General features: G+C 66.6%; 18 protein-coding genes and 1 tRNA gene. 11 read left to right on the top strand and 8 right to left on the bottom strand.

Annotated features, from left to right (window positions below; all coding sequences use genetic code 11):
- The 5 genes from AC5Y7D_RS03575 to AC5Y7D_RS03555 all read right to left on the bottom strand — a co-directional run.
- The coding region (locus AC5Y7D_RS03575; protein ID WP_499921682.1) for a DUF998 domain-containing protein at nt 1–643 on the bottom strand (643 nt) is incomplete at its 3' end.
- A 63-nt stretch (nt 644–706) separates the two neighbouring features.
- Entirely contained in the window at nt 707–1702 is a 996-nt protein-coding gene (locus AC5Y7D_RS03570) for an alpha/beta fold hydrolase (RefSeq protein ID WP_499921680.1), read from the bottom strand.
- A 191-nt stretch (nt 1703–1893) separates the two neighbouring features.
- Entirely contained in the window at nt 1894–2343 is a 450-nt protein-coding gene (locus AC5Y7D_RS03565; RefSeq protein ID WP_499921678.1) for a hypothetical protein, read from the bottom strand.
- 458 nt (nt 2344–2801) lie between these two features.
- A complete protein-coding gene (locus AC5Y7D_RS03560; protein WP_499921676.1) occupies nt 2802–3464 on the bottom strand; it encodes a cation efflux transmembrane domain-containing protein in 663 nt (220 codons plus the stop codon).
- On the bottom strand, nt 3461–3799 hold the full coding sequence (locus AC5Y7D_RS03555) for an ArsR/SmtB family transcription factor (RefSeq protein WP_499921674.1): 339 nt from the start codon (nt 3797–3799) through the stop codon (nt 3461–3463). The genes AC5Y7D_RS03560 and AC5Y7D_RS03555 overlap by 4 nt, the downstream gene beginning before the upstream one ends.
- A 394-nt stretch (nt 3800–4193) precedes the next feature.
- On the opposite strand from AC5Y7D_RS03555, the gene AC5Y7D_RS03550 reads away from it, so the two are divergent.
- Nucleotides 4194–6002, top strand: a complete 1809-nt coding sequence (locus AC5Y7D_RS03550) for a PE family protein (protein WP_499921672.1) — start codon at nt 4194–4196, stop codon at nt 6000–6002.
- Nucleotides 6003–6153: 151 nt separating this feature from the next.
- Here the strand turns inward: AC5Y7D_RS03550 and AC5Y7D_RS03545 are convergent, their stop codons facing one another.
- Nucleotides 6154–6678, bottom strand: coding sequence for an Rv2253/PknI dimerization domain-containing protein (locus AC5Y7D_RS03545; protein ID WP_499921668.1), 525 nt, complete (start codon nt 6676–6678; stop codon nt 6154–6156).
- Nucleotides 6679–6768: 90 nt separating this feature from the next.
- Here AC5Y7D_RS03545 and AC5Y7D_RS03540 point away from each other — a divergent pair, with 90 nt between their 5' ends.
- On the top strand, nt 6769–7617 hold the full coding sequence (locus AC5Y7D_RS03540; protein ID WP_499921666.1) for a DMT family transporter: 849 nt from the start codon (nt 6769–6771) through the stop codon (nt 7615–7617).
- A 19-nt stretch (nt 7618–7636) separates the two neighbouring features.
- Entirely contained in the window at nt 7637–8479 is an 843-nt protein-coding gene (locus AC5Y7D_RS03535) for a Vgb family protein (protein ID WP_499921724.1), read from the top strand.
- A 255-nt stretch (nt 8480–8734) separates the two neighbouring features.
- Here the strand turns inward: AC5Y7D_RS03535 and AC5Y7D_RS03530 are convergent, their stop codons facing one another.
- Nucleotides 8735–9280, bottom strand: coding sequence for a TetR/AcrR family transcriptional regulator (locus AC5Y7D_RS03530; protein WP_499921664.1), 546 nt, complete (start codon nt 9278–9280; stop codon nt 8735–8737).
- Nucleotides 9281–9466: 186 nt separating this feature from the next.
- Here AC5Y7D_RS03530 and AC5Y7D_RS03525 point away from each other — a divergent pair, with 186 nt between their 5' ends.
- Nucleotides 9467–10687: a cytochrome P450 gene (locus tag AC5Y7D_RS03525; protein ID WP_499921660.1), complete on the top strand. Its 1221-nt coding sequence runs from the start codon at nt 9467–9469 to the stop codon at nt 10685–10687.
- 9 nt (nt 10688–10696) lie between these two features.
- Nucleotides 10697–11032 carry a tyrosine-type recombinase/integrase gene (locus AC5Y7D_RS03520; RefSeq protein ID WP_499921722.1) on the top strand — a complete coding sequence of 112 codons (336 nt, stop codon included), beginning with the start codon at nt 10697–10699 and terminating at the stop codon, nt 11030–11032.
- A 73-nt stretch (nt 11033–11105) separates the two neighbouring features.
- On the opposite strand, the gene AC5Y7D_RS03515 is transcribed toward AC5Y7D_RS03520, so the two are convergent.
- Nucleotides 11106–11178, bottom strand: a tRNA-Arg gene (locus AC5Y7D_RS03515).
- Nucleotides 11179–11293: 115 nt separating this feature from the next.
- Here AC5Y7D_RS03515 and argS point away from each other — a divergent pair.
- The 6 genes from argS (at nt 11294) to rho (ending at nt 19846) form a co-directional block, all read left to right on the top strand.
- Entirely contained in the window at nt 11294–12946 is a 1653-nt protein-coding gene (gene argS / locus AC5Y7D_RS03510) for an arginine--tRNA ligase (RefSeq protein ID WP_499921657.1), read from the top strand.
- A gap of 80 nt (nt 12947–13026) precedes the next feature.
- Nucleotides 13027–14361 (top strand): diaminopimelate decarboxylase, encoded by a 1335-nt coding sequence (gene lysA, locus AC5Y7D_RS03505; RefSeq protein WP_499921720.1) that lies wholly within the window; start codon nt 13027–13029, stop codon nt 14359–14361.
- 2 nt (nt 14362–14363) lie between these two features.
- Nucleotides 14364–15698: a homoserine dehydrogenase gene (locus AC5Y7D_RS03500; protein WP_499921718.1), complete on the top strand. Its 1335-nt coding sequence runs from the start codon at nt 14364–14366 to the stop codon at nt 15696–15698.
- On the top strand, nt 15695–16777 hold the full coding sequence (gene thrC, locus AC5Y7D_RS03495) for a threonine synthase (protein ID WP_499921654.1): 1083 nt from the start codon (nt 15695–15697) through the stop codon (nt 16775–16777). The genes AC5Y7D_RS03500 and thrC overlap by 4 nt, the downstream gene beginning before the upstream one ends.
- Nucleotides 16777–17736 carry a homoserine kinase gene (thrB, locus tag AC5Y7D_RS03490; protein WP_499921652.1) on the top strand — a complete coding sequence of 320 codons (960 nt, stop codon included), beginning with the start codon at nt 16777–16779 and terminating at the stop codon, nt 17734–17736. Before thrC ends, thrB begins: the two co-directional genes overlap by 1 nt.
- 325 nt (nt 17737–18061) lie before the next feature.
- Nucleotides 18062–19846: a transcription termination factor Rho gene (rho, locus tag AC5Y7D_RS03485; protein WP_499921716.1), complete on the top strand. Its 1785-nt coding sequence runs from the start codon at nt 18062–18064 to the stop codon at nt 19844–19846.
- Nucleotides 19847–19859: the final 13 nt, after the last annotated feature.

Genomic DNA, 19859 nt, shown 5'->3' with positions numbered 1-19859 from the left:
GTGCAATGCCCACCATGCCGACGGCGTCGGTGCTGTCGATGAGGATCGCGACACCGGTCCAGATCGCGGTTCCGACCAGCGCCGCCAACATGAAAAGCCCGGTTCGGGATATCGGCACTGAGGCGCGTTCACGGTGATCGGCGATGGCGAAAGCCAGTAGCGACGCGATCGCCGCGGCCAGCGCCAGGCCGCTACTGAGCCAATGCAGCTGGTGGCTCAGCGGCACCGTGCCCGAAGCCTCGCGGGCTGCGCATGCGGCGTTCGAACTGGGTGCGCACACCAGCGTCCACACCGTGCTGTCCAAGGCCGTCGCCACGGCGAAAACGCCGAGCGCCGACCATCCTGCCTTGCTCCACCGGCCGCCCCGCACGCCGGCCAGGGCAGCGGCGGTCGCGACGAGGAGCACGACGGCCGAGGCCCGATCGCAGCCGCGAAACCACTCGCCGTACGGTTGATCCGCCGCGGAAAGCTCACTGATGTAGAGGTCCGGATCGGGCAGCGTGCGGGTGAAGAAGATCTCGAGTATCCAGTTGGAGTACAGCACGGCACCGAGGGCGGCGCCGGCCACGGCTACCCATCGGAGCGCGGGCAAGCGCTCATACCCGATGTCTGCCATCGTGTCGGAGCGCGGCCGCACAGCCATGACGCCATCATGCCGTGCCGTCAGGGCGAGGGTGTTCGAGGAGACTGGGCGTGCCGTTTAGCGCTATGCCAGATCCGACGTGACCTCGACCGAGACGTCATCGGGGTAGTGACGGACACCCGATTGGAGCGCCTTGAGCATCAGCTCCGGTTGGTGCTGGTGGGGCACCGTCTCGTCGATGAATCGCTCGATGACTTCCACGAAGCGGTCCGGGTGGTCACCGTGCGGCATGTGCCCGGACTCCTCGAAGATCTCCAGGCGCGAGCCGGGAATCTGCTGGTGGGCCAGCTGGGCGTGGCTTGCCGGGATGATCAGGTCGTCCTCGCCCCAGATGATCTGCACCGGAAGGTCGTGCATGAGGTAGGTCCGGTCCAGCATCGTCACGTACTGTCCGCGGGTGTCGACCACCGCGCGCAGCGTGCGGGCGAAGGCCTCCACGGCACCGGGCTTGCTCAACCCTCCCACCAGCCGGGGCAGGCTGGCCACGTCGCGGGTGAATCGGGTGGAACCCACGACGCTGCCGACGGCGCGGCTGACCAGTCCCAGGGCGGGGACCGCACCGGGCAGCCGCAACGCCGAGAGTGCTTCGGCGCCCATCGGCATTGCCGCCAAGCGCAACGCGATGCTTACGTCCTTCGTCACGCCGCCGGCGCTCACCAGGACGACACGTTCGACGAACTGGGGGTACTGGTAGGCGAACTGCGCTGCCAGACCGCCCCCCAGGGAATGCCCGACGAGGGTGACGCGGTCGATTTCGAGGGCGGTCAGCAGGTCGCGCAGTCCGTTGGCGAAGGCCGCCAGGGAGTAGTCGGCACGCGGCTTGTCCGATTCGCCGTGGCCCAGCATGTCCGGGGCGATAACGGTGAATCGCTGCGCAAGCTTGGCATGCACCGGTTCCCACGTCGTGGAGCTGTCACCCACGCCGTGCAGCAGCACGACGACCGGGCCGGACCCGGCGATGCGGAAGGCGCGGCGGTGGCCGTGGATGGTGCGGAACTGCAGCGCCGGTGCGGCGACATCCCGTACCGGCCGTAGGTGGCGGCGTGAACGGTTCGTCATGGTCTGGTCCCCTCTGTGTGCGTCTCCACCGCCGAAGCGGGGTATTGCAGAGAAGCTTGCAGAGGAGCTCTTGGAGAATTCTTGTCGTGCGGGCTCGTTTCGCCGGACCTGCAAATCCGCAGGCTTCCACTCGCACTTTCGCTGCTGGATTTCAGGCTCGACGACGGGCCCGGCGTTCGGTCAGGCGGCCGCTAGGCGATCTTGACCAGCGTGAAGCTGTTATGCGGGTTGGGGATGCCGCAGGGTGCCGGGCTTTCCAGGAAGTCCACATCGCCGGCGAGGCTGACCGGGTCCCACCATTGACGGACGGTGACCGGGTAGGTGCCGCCTCCCCATGATGAGCCGTTATCACCCAGGAAGTACGAGGGACAGGTGACGCCTTCGGGCACGGTCCGCGTCACCACATGGTGGCCGTTGACCAGAGGGGCGGTGAATCCATGACCAGGGGTGGTCGTTACGTGGGCGACGCAACCAGGGCTGCACGTGGTTCTGATGGTCCACGTTCCCGCCGCGGCGGCGCCTTCCATGTAGGCGTAGACGCCGTCGGCCGCGGGGGCTTCGGCCCGGGCTACCGGGGATACGGCGACCAGGCCGCCGGATAATAACGCAACTGCTGCCAGAGGCAAGTGCGGCCACATCATTTCCCCTCCTGTCACGGCGTCGTTGCCGATGGACAACGTGGCTGAAGAATATCGGCGAAAGCGCAGCTCAAAATATTTTTACAAGCGGTTCATAAGAAACTACTATCCGGACGATTCGCGCGGAGAGTCGGCGGGGTCCCGAGTTAGGATCATCCTGCGCGAAACCGCTAATCGTCGGTGCGGCCGCAATCGTGCGCCGCTGCAGCACTCTCCTCGGTCGTACACAGCACGCGCCACCGGCCCAGCCTCTAGCCGACCGGCGTGAGGGTGAACGTGTCATGCAAGTTGGCAATGGGGCAGGGTGCTGCGCTGAGCCAGGCGCGGCACAGTAAGCCAAGTGTCGTAAGGGTCATGTAGGTCCGCACGTTGCCGCCTGAAGTCCGAGTTGTGCTGGCGATGCCGCGGCTACAAGTGGATACAGCGGGGGGTTGCATGTCGTACCGGACGAGTCGAAGCCGTCAGTCGTCGCAGCAGCCGCAATCCTGTTCCACCGCATCGGATTCGTCCCGGACGGGCGCCGCGCAACAAGCGTCGCCCCGCCACGCGTTGATTCCCTCTCTGACGGCGATACCGGCGATCACCAGACCCGCGAGCGGGTCGGCCCACGCCCAGCCGAAAGCACTGTTGAGGAGTAGGCCGATGAGTAAGACGGCCGACAGATAGGTGCACAGCAGCGTCTGCTTCGAGTCGGCCACGGCCGAGAGCGACCCGAGTTCGCGGCCGGCTAGGTGCTGCGCGCACGACAGCACCGGCATGACCACCAGGCTTACCGCCGCGAGGATGATTCCCGGTGTGGACGGCCGTGCTTCGCCTTTGCCCACCAGCGACCGGATCGACTCGACCGTCACGTACATGGCCAACCCGAAGAAGGAAAACGCGATGACGCGCAGCGCGATCCGCTCACGCGCTTCGTGGTCGTGGCCGGCGAACTGCCATGCCACCGCCGCTGCTGAGGACACTTCGATCACCGAGTCGAGTCCGAACCCGATCAGGGCCGTCGAATCGGCCACCGTGCCCGCCGTCATCGCGACGATCGCCTCGACGAGGTTGTAGCTGATCGTGGTAGCCACGAGCCGCCGGATGCGACGCGAAAGTTGTTGGCGCCGTGCGACGGTAGTCATTCGCACCCGCAGGCACTGCCCTCGGTGCCGGGGCAGACGCAGTCCGGGTCGACGGCCAGCACCAGTCCCATCAAGTCGTCCAGCGCGTGACTGATGCGTTGATCGGCCAATTCGTAACGCACGCGACGCCCTTCGGGTATCGCGACGACGAGGCCGCATCCGCGCAGGCATGTCAGATGGTTCGACAGGATCTGGCGGGATACGCCGAGCCGGTCGGCCAGTTCCGCGGGATAGCTCGGCTCACGATTGAGCCGCAGCAGGATGCGGGTTCGGGTGTTGTCGGACAGGGCGTGACCGAGGCGGGCCAACGCGTCGACGTGGGTCAGCGTCTCCATGTCCGGATAGTACAGTATTTTCTGTATTCAGAAGATAATGAACCGTCTTCTCGGCCTCTGGTCGCCACGAAACCAACTTCGCGGGAGGCTGCCGTGTGCAGCGGCGCGGAGTTCGACTGGTTTGACGAGCGCTGCATCACACCCCCGATGGGTCGTTATTTTCGACGGGTCCCATCCGAACGCCAATTGCGCGGTCAACACGCCTTTTCGGAATGCGCTTCTAGAAGCCGTGACCACCGCGAGAAGCGTTGCGCGCGTGCGGTTGCGGCTTTTCCCTGGTGCCAACCGATGCGCATTGACGTTGCGAGAAACAATTAATCCATTCCGTGTATTGCCGCGCCATAACGGAGCTACGATCTGCTCCTTGCAGCGGGCGGGAGTGGGAGGTCTTGTGGTGTCTTTTGTGATTGCTATTCCTGAGCTGATGGGCTCGGCGGCCGCGGATGCGACGGGTATCGCCTCGGCTCTGAATACGGCCAACGCCGCCGCGGCGACCCAGACGGTCGACCTGGTGGCTGCCGCAGGGGATGAGGTGTCGGTGGCAGTCGCGGCGCTGTTCGGTTCGCATGCGCGCGATTACCAGGCCGTCAGCGCCAGGTGGCTCGCCTTGAACCAACAATTCACACACACGTTGGCGTCGGCTGCCGGCTCGTATGCCGATGCTGAGGCCCTCAACATCGAGCAGGTTTTGCTGGGTGCGATCAATGCGCCGACGCAGGCGCTGCTGGGTCGTCCGCTGATCGGCAACGGCGCCGACGGGCTTGCGGGAACGGGCCAAAACGGCGGGCCGGGCGGGATCTTGTACGGCAATGGCGGCAACGGAGGGTCGGGAGGCCTCAATCAGGCCGGCGGTAACGGCGGCGCCGCCGGGTTGATCGGCAATGGCGGGAACGGCGCGGTGGCCGGTACGGCGGCCGGTCCGGGTTTGGCGGGCGGGGCCGGAGGTGCTGGCGGGCTGCTCTTCGGTAATGGCGGCGCCGGAGGGGCCGGCGGAAGTGGCAACAACATCGGCGGATCCGGCGGCATTGGCGGTTCGGCGGTGGGTCTCTTCGGTGCCGGCGGTGTCGGCGGTGCGGGTGGTGGCCCACTGTTCGGCAACGGTGGCGCCGGAGGCGCAGGCGGTAGCGGCGGCGTCCTCTGGGGCGACGCTGGTGCCGGCGGGGCGGGTGGTGTTGCGGGTGCTCTGGGCATCGGTGGTGTCGGCGGCACCGGCGGCAACGCGGGAATGTTCGGCAACGGCGGAGCCGGCGGGGCCGGCGGTGTGGGCGCGGTCGGACTCGATGGGGTGAACCCCGGGCCTGACCAAACCAGCCAGGCCCAGAACGGATCTGCCGGTCTTAATGGTGGCGTCAATGGGATCCCCGGTGAGCCGGGTGCCTCCGGCGTTGCCACTGCCGGGCAGGGCGGGGGAGACGGCGGACCCGGGGGTCAGGCCAATTCGAAGGGCATCGTGACCGGCGGTAACGGTGGAAACGGAGGTGACGGCGGTGCCGGCGCAGCCGGCGGGCAGGGCGGTAAAGGCGGCTCAGCTGTCGGTTTGCAGCCGACCGACCTCACTTTCGGAGGCAACGGCGGTAACGGTGGCGATGGAGGCGCGGGCGGTGTGGGGGGTGCCGGCGGCGACGGTGGAGTCGCATCGAGTAACGCCTCCACCGGAGGCAACGGAGGTGCCGGGGGCCGTGGCGGCACCGGTGCAGTTGGCGGTGCGGGCGGTAAGGGCGGTATCGGTTCCATCGGCGGAGCCGGCGGCAACGGTGGCGACGGTGGAAGCGGCGCCAACCTCGCGGGTGCAGGTGGCATCGGCGGAACCGGCGGCGCAGGCGGTCGTGGCGGCCTCCTGGTGGGTAACGGTGGTGCCGGCGGTATCGGTGGCACCGGCGGTGTTGGGGGCGGAGGTGCCGGCGGCGGCGCCGGCGGGCAGGGTGGTTGGAGTTTGACCCACCCGGGCGACGGTGGCAATGGTGGCGCGGGAGGTGACGGCGGTACCGGCGGGAATGGCGGGTCAGGCGGCGCCGGTGGTGCCGGCGGACTCATCGGCCAGTCAGGCAGCGCCGGTGCGGGCGGAGCCGGCGGGCAGGGCGGTGGCGGTGGCGTCGGCGGTGCGGGCGGGGCCGGCGGCGACGGGCCCACACCCGGCAACGCCGGAAACGCCGGCGGTTTCGGCGCTGCGGGTGCCGACGGTCAACCCGGCCAGTCCGGCTGATCCGGCCCTGGGCTTCGGCTGGGCTTAAGGCGAACAGCGCCAGGTCCCGGCCGCCAGTCGACTCCTATTTCCCTGGTCCAGCCTGGTGCTGCGAGTTACAGCTCATCTCAACATGATTGGAGCGCCCGCCGTGACCTTTGGTGCCCACTCCCTACGCGGTATTCGGGTCGGCCACCTGGACGTCCGGTGCCACGTCACCCACCCGAGTGGCGGTGAACGGTATGACTATCGGGGGGCACGGCGCCTCCAGTTGGGTGCTCACCCCCACGAACGTCCCGTCCGGCTTCACCTGGAAGGCAAGGGTTTCCGTTCCCTGCTTCATGGTGTTGTTGCAGGTGAACATCTTCCACCGGGTCGCCACCCACTGGTCACGGTTCTCACGGAAGACGAGCGCCCCTTCCTCGGGTGGCTGCAGCCATGTCGGACCGATCGAGGTGTCCCATGCCGTCGCGACGCAACCCGACCCCGGGCATGCGGAGCGCATCGCTATCAGCGTTGAGTGCGAGCCGGTCGGCGTCGGGGCACCGTCGACCGTCTGCTTGCTGCCGTCGAAGTCGAACCGGTATGTGCCGTCAGGTAAGGCTGACGCCGAGGCTGCACCGGGCGTGGCCACTGTGACGACCGGCCCGAGGGAGACCACGAAAGTGGCCGCGAGCACAACGCGAGAGATGGTCATGATGTCGGCCCTCGTTCAATTGACGCTGAACTGATCGTGAGCGCATGAGCAAACTAACGCAATAGGTTCTGGCTCTCGTATGGTCGGGAGGTGCTGATCGGATTGCTGTTCGCCCTGGGCTGCTCGGTGTGTTACGGAACGGCGTCGGTGTTGCAGGCCATGGCGGCCCGGTCGGTGGAAGCGGGCAGCGGTTCGGGTGTCGACGCGGTATTGCTGATGCGCGCCCTGCGGCAATGGCGCTACCTGGTGGGCATCGCTCTTGACGGGCTCGGTTTCGCATTACAGGTCGTCGCGCTGCGGTTGGTCCCCATCTACGTCGTCGCCGCCGCGTTGGCCGCCTCCATCGCCGTGAGCGCGATTGTGGCCGCATGGCTGTTGTCGGCCCGACTGTCACGGGCCGAGTGGACTGCGGTGGGCGTGGTATGCGTGGGCTTGGCGTTGCTCGGAATCGCGGCGGGGCCGGAGGGCGAGGGGCACGGCCCGGCGGGACTGGCCTGGGCGTTGCTGGGTGTCGTCGCAGTGGTTTTCATCGCCGGGGCTGCGGCCGGCCAGTTGCCCGACCGCCCGCGCGCACTTGCTCTCGGCTTCAGCGCGGGCACCGGCTTCGGCCTGGTCGAGGTGGGGGTGAACCTGATCGATTCGATCGATCCGACCAAGGCCTCGTTCTACGCCAACCCGGCCCTGTATGCGAGCGCCGCCGGGGGAGCCGCAGGTTTTCTGCTGCTCACCTCCGCCCTGCACCGCGGATCGGTCACGACGGCTGTGGCCGGGATGGTCGTCGGTGAGACCGTGCTGCCTGCGGTCATCGGCGTCGTATGGCTCGGTGACCGTACCCGTGACGGCCTGGGGTGGATGGTGGCCGCGGGGTTGGCCGTTGCTGTGGTGGCGACGCTGGTATTGGCCCGGTTCGGCGAAGCGCCAAGTCCTGAAACGGTTTAGGCGCGCGCACGTGAATCGCATCATCGAAGTCCCCGTCCCGGGCGGGCCGTATGCGCTGACCGCAGGACCCGACGGCGCGATGTGGGTGACGCTGGTGCACAGCGGCGAAATCGCCCGGGTGACGGGCGACGGCGGCCTCGACGTGTATCCGGTTGCACCACAATGCAAGCCGTCGATCATCGTCGCCGGACCCGACGGCGCGCTGTGGTTCACCCGCAGCGGTGACGACCGGATCGGGCGCATCACCATCGACGGCGACCTTTCCGAGTTCGAATTGGCGAGCGGCAGTGCACCGTTCGGCATCGTCGCGGGTCCGGACGGGGCGCTGTGGTTCACCGCGATGACGTCGGGCGTGGTGGGCCGGATCGACGTTGACGGCGTGGTCACCGAGGTGGCGGCCCCCGGCGGCATGCCCTCGATGATCACCGCCGGACCCGACGGCGCGCTGTGGTTCACGTTGAATCAGGCCAATGCGATCGGCAGGCTGCAGCCGTCGGGCGAACTGACGCTCCGTGACGCGCCTACTCCGGGCGCCGGTCCCGTCGGCATCGCCGCCACGCACGACGACGCCGTGTGGTTCACCGAGATCCGGTCCGGCAAGCTCGGCCGCATCCCGGTCGACGACGCCATCCAGGAACTCGAGTTGCCCGGCAAGCCGCACGCGGTGATCGCCAATCCGACCGGGGGTGTGTGGGTGAGCCTGTGGGGCTCCGACCGATTCGCCGGCGTCAGCGCCGACGGAGAGGTCACGGTGATCGATCTGCCGTCCGGCAGCGAGCCGCACGGGCTGGCGATCGGTCCGGATGGCGCACTGTGGGCGGCGCTGGAGGCCGGCTACGTCATGCGGTTGCCGACGGTGTGAGGGTGACCTGCGGCGAGATGGTGCCCCCGGCAGGATTCGAAAATGCGACCTTCTGCTCCGGAGGCAGCCCAGAAGCGTTCAGGGCGGTCTGTGGCGTTCGGTGTCGCAGCGACAGCTTAATCATCGCCCTGACGTGCGGCATCAGGCTGCACGAGTCCACAGGGGTTCGCGGCTTTTCGCCGAGGAGTTTCGGTTGAGTTGTGGACAACGTCGTGACAGCGACACGAGCCCGGCTGACAGTGCCGAAGTCATCCGTCAGTTGAATGCTGGTGCAATGAAGCGCTCCACTATCTGGTGTTCCGCCTCGCTGCCGCCGATTGGCCAAACCGCCAGCGACATGACGACCCGGACGATCCATTGGGCCGCCTGCGGGTCGTCGTCGGTCATGCCGGTGAGGTCGGCGGCGGGCCGGACCAGCACCGGCGACGACGGAAGCTCGGTCAGATCACGACCGGCGCTCAACCCCATCATCATTTGGCGCATCGGGTCCGATCGGATGTGTTCGAGTGCGACAGTGATTGCCTTTACCACTCGCTCGGTGCCACTCAGGTCTTTCACGGCGCGTCGCACCGAGTCGACGATGCGGGCCGCAAGTCGGAGCAGAACGGCGTCGCGGATCTGGGCTTTGCCTCCGGCGTAGCGGTAGATCGTCGCCCGCGAACAGTGCACTCGTGCAGCCAAGGCGTCCATCTCCAAGGCTTCCAGTCCGTCCCGTAAAACGAGGTCGGTGGCAGCGGCATAGATGCGGTCTGCGGCTGCCGTACGCCGCTCGCCACCCAGCAGCCAATCGTCTCGAACCACGGATATATTCCTTTCGAACCAGTATTCATATCGTCTCAGGGTTGAGACAAAATCAGCAGCAGATTTCAGCGTCGATGCAGGTTACAGGGTGCAGTGTGAGACGGCCGCCACGCGACGGATCTCGCAGCGGTTTCAACTTCTCGGAGCTAGTTGACGCGCTCCGGCGACACCGATCAGCGTGGAGAAATGACGTCACGCAAGGGCCAACTCGGCATCGAGTTGTTTGATGATGAGTGCATTCAAGACCCTTACCCTCTTTACCGGCGCATGTTGGACACAGCGCCGGTGCATCAGATTGGCAATTCCGGGTTCTATGCGTTGTGCAGCTGGGATGCTGTCAACGACGCCGTTGCTCGACCCGAAGACTTTTCCTCGAATCTGACCGCGACGATGACCTATCAGCCTGGCGGCGAAGTGGGCGCTTTCGAGATGGAAGGGTTAGGCGGAAAGAGCCATGTGCTGGCCACTGCCGACGAGCCCGCGCATGCAGTGCACCGGAAAGCGTTGCTTCCGCAGCTGGCAGCCAAGCGTATCCGTGCCTTCGAGCCGTTCATCGCTGAAACAGCCGAGCGGCTCTGGAATGCCAACATGGGAAACGGGCGCATCGAATGGATGAGCGCCATGGCGAATCGACTGCCAATGATGATCGTGGGGCGGATCATCGGTGTCCCGGATGCCGACATCGACAACCTTGTGCGTTGGGGATATTCGGCGACCCAGATGGTCGAGGGTCTTGTCAGCCGAGATCAGCTCACCGCTGCTGGCGTCGCCGTGATGGAACTCGCGGCATACATCACCGATCAGTTTCGACAGGCAGCTGCCGACCCGCAGGACAACTTGCTCGGCGATTTGGCCGTGGCGTGCGCATCGGGTGAGTTGGAAGAGCTCACCGCGCAGGCGATGATGATCATCTTGTTCAGTGCGGGTGGTGAGTCCACAGCGTCGTTAATCGGTTCCGCGGCTTGGATTTTGTCGACTCGCCCTGATATCCAAGCGCGTGTGCGCGATCAACCGGAGCTGCTCGGCGCGTTTCTTGAAGAGGTATTGAGATACGAGCCGCCGTTTCGGGGTCACTATCGTCACGTCGTCAAAGACACCACACTGTGCGGTGTGGACCTCTCGGCGGATTCGCGCCTTCTGCTGTTATGGGGGGCGGCCAACCGCGATCCGTCGCACTTCGACGATCCCGACGAATTTCGACTCGACCGGCCGGCCGCAAAGAACCACATCACATTCGGCAAGGGCGCGCACTTCTGCGTCGGAGCGACGCTCGCTCGGTTGGAGGCTCAGATCGTGCTCGGTCAGCTTGTTGACCGCACGTCGAAGATCGATGCGGCTGACACTGGGCGGTGGCTGCCGAGCCTCCTCGTGCGCCGCCTCGAACGCCTGCAACTGGCCTGCGAATAGTTTTTCCGTATTCAGGCGTATCCAGCGCGGCTCTCGCTCGGGCCGGCGCACCGAGACAGCGGCTACGTCGCGGTGAACGAGATAGGGGAGCTATACACACCTGACACGCTCACGCGGATGTGGCTCAAGCTGGCCAAGGCCGCCGGAGTGCGCCCGATTCGGCTGCACGATGCCCGCCATTCCTGCGGAACCGCGATGCATCTGCGCGGAGTGCCGCTGGCGGTCATCGCGAAGTGGCTCGGTCACGCCGACGCCTCGATCACGGCACGCCTGTACGCCCAGGGCCAGTACGCCGCGCTGCGCGCTGCCGGGCAGAGTATGGGCGCGGTTGTGACATCGTCGTGACACCGAGCTCGTTTTCGAGAGTGTCCGAGTCGAGGCGATTCGCTTAGAACCAGGTCAGACGGTGTTTGAAGGGTGCCCCCGGCAGGATTCGAACCTGCGGCCTTCTGCTCCGGAGGCAGACGCTCTATCCCCTGAGCTACGGGGGCGCACTAGCGGAACGCTGCGCCATTGGGCCCCGCCAGAGTAGCGCATCACGGTGACCGGCCGAGCACCGGCAATGGATTCGGGGCGCGGGCCCCCCAGCCAATAGGATGGACGCTCGTGACCCCCGCCGACCTCGCTGAGCTGCTCAAAACCACCGCTACCGCGGTGCTTGACGAGCACGACCTCGACGTGTCCGCGTTGCCTCAGGCGGTCACCGTGGAGCGCCCGCGTAATCCCGAACACGGCGATTACGCGTCCAACCTGGCCCTGCAACTCGCCAAGAAGGTCGGCGCCAACCCGCGTGAGCTGGCCGGATGGCTCGCCGAAGCGCTGACGCAGGCCGACGGCATAGCCTCGGCGGAGGTGGCCGGTCCCGGCTTCATCAACATGCGCCTCGAGGCCTCGGCACAGGCCAAGATCGTCAACGACGTCATCGACGCAGGCGACCGATATGGCCACTCCGGAACGCTGACAGCCCAGCGGATCAACCTGGAATTCGTCTCGGCCAACCCGACCGGACCCATCCACATCGGCGGCACCCGCTGGGCGGCCGTCGGTGACGCGCTGGGCCGGCTGCTCACCACCCAGGGCGCCGACGTGGTCCGCGAGTACTACTTCAACGACCACGGCGCGCAGATCGACCGGTTCGCCAACTCCCTGGTCGCCGCGGCCAAGGGGGAGCCGGCGCCGGCCGACGGCTACGCCGGGACCTATATCAATGACATCGCCGCGCAGGTGCTGCAGAAGGCGCCCGAGGCGCTGAGCCTGCCCGACGCCGAGATGCACGAGACCTTTCGCCAGATCGGTGTCGACCTGATGTTCGCCCACATCAAGGAGTCGCTGCACGAGTTCGGCACCGATTTCGACGTGTACACCCACGAAGACTCGATGCACACCAGCGGCCGGGTGGACCAGGCCATCGCGAAACTCCGGGACACCGGCAACATCTACGAGAAAGACGGCGCAACCTGGTTGCGTACCAGCGCTTTCGGTGACGACAAAGACCGCGTGGTGATCAAGAGCGACGGTATCCCCGCCTACATCGCCGGCGATCTGGCCTACTACCTGGACAAGCGGCAGCGCGGATTCGACCTGTGCATCTACATGCTCGGCGCCGACCACCACGGCTACATCGCCCGCCTCAAGGCCGCTGCGGCCGCCTTCGGCGAGGACCCGGCCACCGTCGAGGTACTGATCGGGCAGATGGTCAACCTGGTCCGCGAGGGCCAACCGGTGAAGATGAGCAAGCGGGCGGGCACCGTGATCACCCTCGACGACCTGGTCGAGGCCATCGGCGTCGACGCCGCCCGGTACAGCCTGATCCGCTCCTCGGTGGACACCCCGATCGACATCGACCTGGCACTGTGGTCCTCGGCATCCAACGAAAACCCGGTCTACTACGTGCAATACGCGCACGCCCGGCTCTCCGCACTGGCCCGCAACGCCGCCGAACTCGGCCTCGCCGCGGACACCTCGCATCTCGACCTGTTGAGCCACGAGAAAGAAGGCACCCTGCTGCGCACCATCGGCGAGTTCCCGCGGGTGCTCAACACCGCGGCGGCCCTGCGTGAACCGCACCGCATCTGCCGCTACCTGGAAGACCTGGCCGGTGACTACCACCGGTTCTACGACGCGTGCCGGATCCTGCCGCAGGGCGACGAACAACCCACCGACCTGAACACCGCGCGACTGGCGCTGTGCCAGGCGACCCGCCAGGTCGTCGCCAACGGATTGGCCATCCTCGGAGTCAGCGCCCCGGAGAGAATGTGAACGTTCATCCCGCCGGACCCCGGCACGCCGAGGACACCCGGCCCGCCAGCAGCCCACCGCGCCCGCAGTCGGCCGAAGAGCTGTTGCGGCTGGCGCCGAATGTATGGCCGCGCAACACCGTTCGCGATGAAGACGGCATTGCCTCGGTTGCCGGTGTCAAACTCACCGACCTCGCCCAGCAGTACGGGACGCCGTTGTTCGTCATCGACGAGGACGACTTCCGGTCCCGCTGCCAAGAGACCGCCGTCGCGTTCGGTGGGGGCGCCAATGTGCACTACGCCGCAAAAGCGTTCCTGTGCAGCGAAATCGCCCGCTGGATCGAACAGGAAGGCTTGTCCCTGGACGTGTGCTCGGGCGGTGAGCTGGCCGTCGCCCTCAACGCGGGCTTCCCGCCGGAACGAATCACATTGCACGGCAACAACAAATCGGTAGCCGAGCTGACCGCCGCGGTGAAAGCCGGTGTCGGCCATGTTGTCCTGGACTCGATGATCGAGATCGAGCGACTCGACGCGGTCGCCGGTGAGGCGGGCATCGTCCAGGATGTCCTGGTCCGGCTCACCGTCGGCGTGGAGGCGCACACCCACGAGTTCATCTCCACCGCACACGAAGACCAGAAGTTCGGGCTTTCGGTGGCCAGCGGCGCGGCGATGGCGGCGGTGCGGCGGGTGTTCGCCGCCGATCACCTCCGGCTGGTCGGCCTGCACAGCCATATCGGTTCACAGATCTTCGATGTCGCCGGCTTCGAGATCGCCGCACACCGGGTGATCGGGCTGCTGCGCGACATCGTCGCCGAATTCGGCGTCGACAAGACCGCGCAGATATCGACGGTGGATCTCGGTGGCGGCCTGGGGATCTCGTACCTGGCGCCGGATGATCCGCCGCCGATCGCCGAGCTTGCCGACAAGCTGAGCGCCATCGTCCACAACGAGTCGGCGGCCGTCGGGCTTCCCACGCCCAGGCTGGTCGTGGAACCCGGACGTGCCATCGCCGGTCCGGGCACCATCACGCTTTACGAGGTCGGCACGGTCAAGGACGTCGACGTGAGCGCGAGTGCACACCGGCGCTATGTCAGCGTCGACGGCGGCATGAGCGACAACATCCGCACCGCCCTGTACGACGCCCAGTACGACGTGCGGCTGGTCTCGCGGCTCAGCGATGCGCCCGCCACCGCGGCCCGCCTGGTCGGAAAGCATTGCGAGACCGGCGACATCCTGGTGCGCGACACGTGGGTGCCCGACGACGTGGGCCCGGGTGACCTGGTCGCCGTGGCCGCCACCGGCGCCTACTGCTATTCCCTGTCGAGTCGTTACAACATGATCTGTCGTCCCGCGGTGGTCGCGGTGCGAGCGGGGGAGTCCCGCTTGATCCTGCGTCGCGAAACGGTCGACGATCTGCTGAGTCTGGAAGTGAGGTGACCGTGCCCGATCACGACAAAGACGAAAAGGCCGTCGGCGTAGCGGTACTCGGGTTGGGGGTGGTCGGCAGCGAAGTCGTGCGCATCATCAACGATAGTGCCGACGACCTGGCCGGCCGCATCGGTGCGCCGCTGGTGCTGCGCGGGGTCGGAGTCCGCCGCGTCGCGGCGGACCGTGGGGTGCCGATCGAACTTCTCACCGACGACATCGACGAGCTCGTCTGCCGTGACGACGTCGACATCGTGGTGGAAGTGATGGGTCCGGTGGAGCCGGCGCGCAAGGCGATCCTGGCCGCCCTCGAGCACGGCAAGTCCGTCGTGACGGCGAACAAGGCGTTGATGTCCATCGCCAGCGGTGAACTGGCGGCCGCCGCCGAACGCGAGGCGGTCGACCTCTACTTCGAGGCGGCGGTCGCCGGAGCGATCCCCGTCATTCGTCCGCTGACCCAGTCGCTGGCCGGGGACACCGTGCTGCGGGTCGCCGGCATCGTCAACGGCACCACGAACTACATCCTCTCGGAGATGGGCAGTACCGGGGCCGACTATCAGCAGGCCCTGGCCGACGCCAGTGCGCTCGGGTACGCCGAAGCCGACCCCACCGCCGACGTCGAGGGTTACGACGCCGCGGCCAAGGCGGCGATCCTGGCATCCATCGCCTTCCACACCCGGGTCACCGCCGACGACGTCTACCGCGAGGGCATCACCAAGATCACCCCGGACGACTTCGAGTCCGCCAAATCCCTGGGCTGCACCATCAAGCTGCTGTCGATCTGCGAGAGAATCACCACCGACGAAGGGCAGCAACGGGTTTCGGCTCGTGTCTATCCCGCCCTGGTGCCGCTCTCGCATCCACTGGCATCGGTCAACGGTGCGTTCAACGCGGTGGTTGTCGAGGCTGAGGCGGCGGGGCGGCTGATGTTCTACGGCCAGGGTGCCGGCGGTGCGCCCACCGCGTCGGCGGTCACCGGTGACCTGGTGATGGCGGCACGTAACCGGGTGCTCGGCAGCCGGGGCCCGCGCGAGTCCAGGTACGCTCAACTTCCGGTGGCACCAATGGGATTCATCGAAACTCGTTACTACGTCAGCATGAATGTCGCGGACAAGCCCGGCGTGTTGTCGGCGGTGGCGGCCGAATTCGGTAAACGCGAGGTGAGCATCGCCGAAGTGCGTCAGGAAGGCGTCGTGGACGAAGGCGGTCAACGGGTGGGCGCCCGGATCGTGGTGGTCACCCACCGGGCCACCGACGCCGCGCTGTCGGAAACCGTTGAGGCACTGGCCGATCTGGACGTCGTCCAGAGTGTGGCGAGCGTGCTGCGCCTGGAAGGGACCGACGAATGACCGTCCCGAAGACAGCCGTGCACCGGCCCTGGCCCGGCCTGATAGCCGCGTACCGGGACAGGTTGCCGGTGGGGGACGACTGGACCCCGGTCACGCTGTTCGAGGGTGGCACCCCGCTGATCCCGGCGCCGCGGCTGTCCGAGAAGACCGGCTGCACAATCCATCTCAAAGTCGAGGGCCTCAACCCCACCGGATCCTTCAAGGACCGCGGCATGACGATGGCCGTCACCGACGCGCTGGCCCGCGGTCAGCAAGCGGTGTTGTGCGCCTCGACCGGAAACACCTCGGCATCGGCGGCGGCCTACGCCGCCCGCGCCGGCATCACCTGCGCGGTGCTCATTCCGCAGGGCAAGATCGCGATGGGCAAACTGGCGCAAGCGGTCATGCACGGCGCCAAGATCATCCAGATCGACGGCAATTTCGACGATTGTCTGGAGCTGGCCCGCAAGATGACCAACGATTTCCCGACGATCGCCCTGGTCAACTCGGTGAATCCGGTGCGCATTGAAGGCCAGAAGACAGCGGCGTTCGAGATCGTCGACGCGCTGGGCTACGCACCCGACATCCACGCGCTTCCGGTCGGCAACGCCGGCAACATCACCGCGTATTGGCGGGGTTACACCGAGTACCACCGCGATGGCCTCATCGACAAGCTGCCCCGCATGTTGGGCACCCAGGCGGCCGGCGCGGCGCCGCTGGTGCTCGGTGAGCCGGTACCCCATCCCGAAACCATCGCGACCGCAATCCGCATCGGCGCCCCGGCGTCGTGGACGTCGGCAGTGGAAGCGCAGCAGCAGTCCGACGGACGCTTCCTGGCCGCCACCGACGAAGAAATCCTGCAGGCATACCACCTGGTCGCCAGCACCGAGGGCGTCTTCGTCGAACCGGCGTCGGCGGCGAGCATCGCCGGACTGCTCAAGTCCGTCGACGACGGATGGGTGCCACGCGGTTCGACCGTGGTCTGCACCGTCACCGGCAATGGCCTGAAGGATCCCGACACCGCGCTCAAGGACATGCCGCGGGTGTCTCCGCTGCCCGTCGACCCGGTCCTGGTCGTCGAACAGCTGGGGCTGGGGTGATGAAACCGGGTTCGGCGGGCACGGTTTTGCCTGCGGGGCTGGTGGCCAGTGCCGTGGTGTCGGCATCCAGCGCCAACCTCGGGCCCGGTTTCGACAGCCTGGGTCTGGCCTTGAACCTGTGTGACGAGATCGTGGTCGAGACAATGGAATCCGGCCTGGTCGTGACGGTCGAGGGGGAAGGCGCCGGCCAGGTACCGCTGGACGCCGAGCACCTCGTGGTGCGGGCAATTCAGCGCGGCCTACAGGCCGCCGGGGTCAGCGCCGCCGGTTTGGTGGTGCGCTGCCGCAACGACATTCCGCACTCGCGCGGACTCGGCTCCTCTGCGGCGGCCGTGGTGAGCGGCCTGGCCGCGGTCAATGGTCTTGTTTCGCAAACGGATTCGGCTCCGCTCAGCGAAGCCGCGCTGATCCAGCTGGCGTCCGAGTTCGAAGGTCACCCGGACAACGCCTCGGCCGCCGTGCTGGGCGGCGCGGTGGTGTCCTGGGCGGACCACAGCAGTGGGCGCCCCGACTACTCCGCCGTTCCGCTGCGTCTGCATCCCGACATCCACCTGTTCGCTGCCATACCCGAGGAACGTTCGTCGACCGCGGAAACGCGGGTATTGCTGCCCGACTACGTCAGTCATGAGGACGCGCGGTTCAACGTCAGCCGGGTTGCGCTGCTGGTGGTCGCGATGACCCAGCGGCCCGATCTGCTGATGGCCGCCACCGAGGACGTGCTTCATCAACCCCAACGTGCACCGGCGATGCCGTCGTCCGCGGAATATTTGCGTCTGCTGCGGCGTCATAAGGTTGCAGCAACGCTTTCCGGGGCCGGTCCCTCGCTGATCGCGCTGAGCACCGAGCCGGAGTTGCCTGCCGAAGCGGTCGGGTACGGAGCCGCGAATGGATTCATGATCAAGAAGATGACGGTCGGCGATGGAGTTCGCTGGAAACCGGGGGTTACGGTCGCCGGTTGATCCACAGCGTGGCGGCGGGGTTTGCTTGCTTCCGGCCAGGAAGCGGGCTATCCTCGGACCCGTCCAGCAATTGCAGCATCTGCTCTGCACAAACTGCCTTGACGCTGGGACAAACACCAATTCTTCTCCTGAGCGCGGTTCGCTGTTTCGTCGCCGATCCTGGCGATCACCGTTTCAGAGTCGATTATTGGGCGCACTCAGCAATTTGCCTGAATGCTTGACCTGATGCAGGAATCCCCGTTTGACGTGATCAGCGGGGCAAGAAAGGAACTCCGTGACTGATACGGACCTCATCACGGCTGGCGAAAGCACCGATGCCGACACGGTGTCGAACCCCGTGACCTCAGACGCCTCCGATGTCTCGGACGTCAAATCCAATGCGCCGTCCAGCTCGCTGGCCACCATGGTGCTGCCCGAACTGCGCGCCCTGGCCAATAAAGTCGGCGTGAAGGGCACGTCGGGTATGCGTAAGAACGAACTGATCGCCGCCATCCAGCAGAGCAGGGGACAGGCGAACGGCACGTCGTCGGGTAACGCCGAGCCGCAGGAATCGGCCAAAGCCGAGGCACCCGCCCAAAACGACACCGCGGCCGAAGTCGCGGCCGTCCAGGCCCCCGAGGCGTCTCCCGCAGAAACGCAGACCGCCGGCGAGACGCCGCGGCGGGAACGTCGTGGCGCCTCTCGTCAGTCCGGAACCGCCACTAAGGGTGACGGCGCCGACGACACCGCCAAGGAGCGGGGTCAGGACAAGGCCGACCGACAGAAAGAAGCCAAGACCGAAGAGCGCGCCGCGGACTCGGGCACCGATCAGAGCGGTGACCAGCAAGGCGGCGGGCAGCAGCGGGGAGGCGGCGACGACGACGGCGACGGACGTCAGGGCCGGCGGGGACGCCGCTTTCGCGACCGCAGGCGCCGCGGCGAGCGTACCGGCGAGGCCGGCGAGGCCGAACTGCGCGAGGACGACGTCGTACAACCGGTGGCCGGAATCCTCGACGTCCTTGACAACTACGCTTTCGTGCGCACTTCCGGTTATCTGGCCGGCCCGCACGACGTCTACGTGTCGATGAACATGGTTCGCAAGAACGGCCTGCGCCGCGGCGATGCGGTCACCGGTGCCGTCCGGGTGCCCAAAGACGGCGAACAGCCCAACCAGCGGCAGAAGTTCAACCCGCTGGTGCGGTTGGACAGCATCAACGGCGGCTCGATCGAGGACGCGAAGAAGCGGCCGGACTTCAGCAAACTGACGCCGTTGTATCCCAACCAGCGGCTTCGGCTGGAAACCACGCCCGATCGGCTGACCACCCGGGTGATCGACCTGATCATGCCCATCGGCAAGGGCCAGCGCGCGCTGATCGTCTCCCCGCCCAAGGCCGGAAAGACGACCATCTTGCAGGACATCGCCAACGCGATCACCCGCAACAACCCGGAATGCCACCTGATGGTCGTGCTCGTCGACGAGCGGCCGGAGGAGGTCACCGACATGACGCGCTCGGTCAAGGGCGAGGTCATCGCCTCGACGTTCGACCGGCCGCCTACGGACCACACGGCAGTCGCCGAACTGGCCATCGAGCGCGCCAAGCGTCTGGTTGAACAGGGCAAGGACGTGGTGGTGCTGTTGGACTCGATCACCCGGCTGGGCCGCGCGTACAACAACGCGTCGCCGGCGTCGGGCCGCATCCTCTCCGGTGGTGTCGACTCGACGGCGCTGTATCCGCCCAAGCGTTTCCTGGGCGCCGCCCGCAACATCGAAGAAGGCGGCTCGCTGACCATCATCGCCACCGCGATGGTGGAGACGGGATCGACCGGTGACACGGTGATCTTCGAGGAGTTCAAGGGCACCGGAAACGCCGAGCTCAAGCTGGACCGCAAGATCTCCGAACGGCGGGTTTTCCCCGCGGTCGACGTGAATCCGTCGGGTACCCGCAAGGACGAGTTGCTGCTGTCACCCGACGAGTTCGGCATCGTGCACAAGCTGCGCCGGGTGCTGTCGGGACTGGACTCGCACCAGGCCATCGACCTGCTGATGTCGCAGCTGCGCAAGACGAAGACCAACTACGAATTCCTGGTGCAGGTGTCCAAGACGACACCGGGCAACATGGACAACGACTAGCTCGCCAACCGGC

This window comes from Mycobacterium sp. NGS49 (assembly GCF_059812565.1).
The sequence above is the reverse complement of the archived record's forward strand: the minus strand, read 5'-3'. Positions and strand labels throughout refer to the sequence as shown.

Coding starts and splice junctions, on each gene's coding strand:
- AC5Y7D_RS03570 (WP_499921680.1), bottom strand. CDS start 1,702: ATGACGAACCGTTCACGCCGCCACCTACGGCCGGTACGGGATGTCGCC.
- AC5Y7D_RS03565 (WP_499921678.1), bottom strand. CDS start 2,343: ATGATGTGGCCGCACTTGCCTCTGGCAGCAGTTGCGTTATTATCCGGC.
- AC5Y7D_RS03560 (WP_499921676.1), bottom strand. CDS start 3,464: ATGACTACCGTCGCACGGCGCCAACAACTTTCGCGTCGCATCCGGCGG.
- AC5Y7D_RS03555 (WP_499921674.1), bottom strand. CDS start 3,799: ATGGAGACGCTGACCCACGTCGACGCGTTGGCCCGCCTCGGTCACGCC.
- AC5Y7D_RS03545 (WP_499921668.1), bottom strand. CDS start 6,678: ATGACCATCTCTCGCGTTGTGCTCGCGGCCACTTTCGTGGTCTCCCTC.
- AC5Y7D_RS03525 (WP_499921660.1), top strand. CDS start 9,467: ATGACGTCACGCAAGGGCCAACTCGGCATCGAGTTGTTTGATGATGAG.
- thrC (WP_499921654.1), top strand. CDS start 15,695: ATGACCGTCCCGAAGACAGCCGTGCACCGGCCCTGGCCCGGCCTGATA.
- thrB (WP_499921652.1), top strand. CDS start 16,777: ATGAAACCGGGTTCGGCGGGCACGGTTTTGCCTGCGGGGCTGGTGGCC.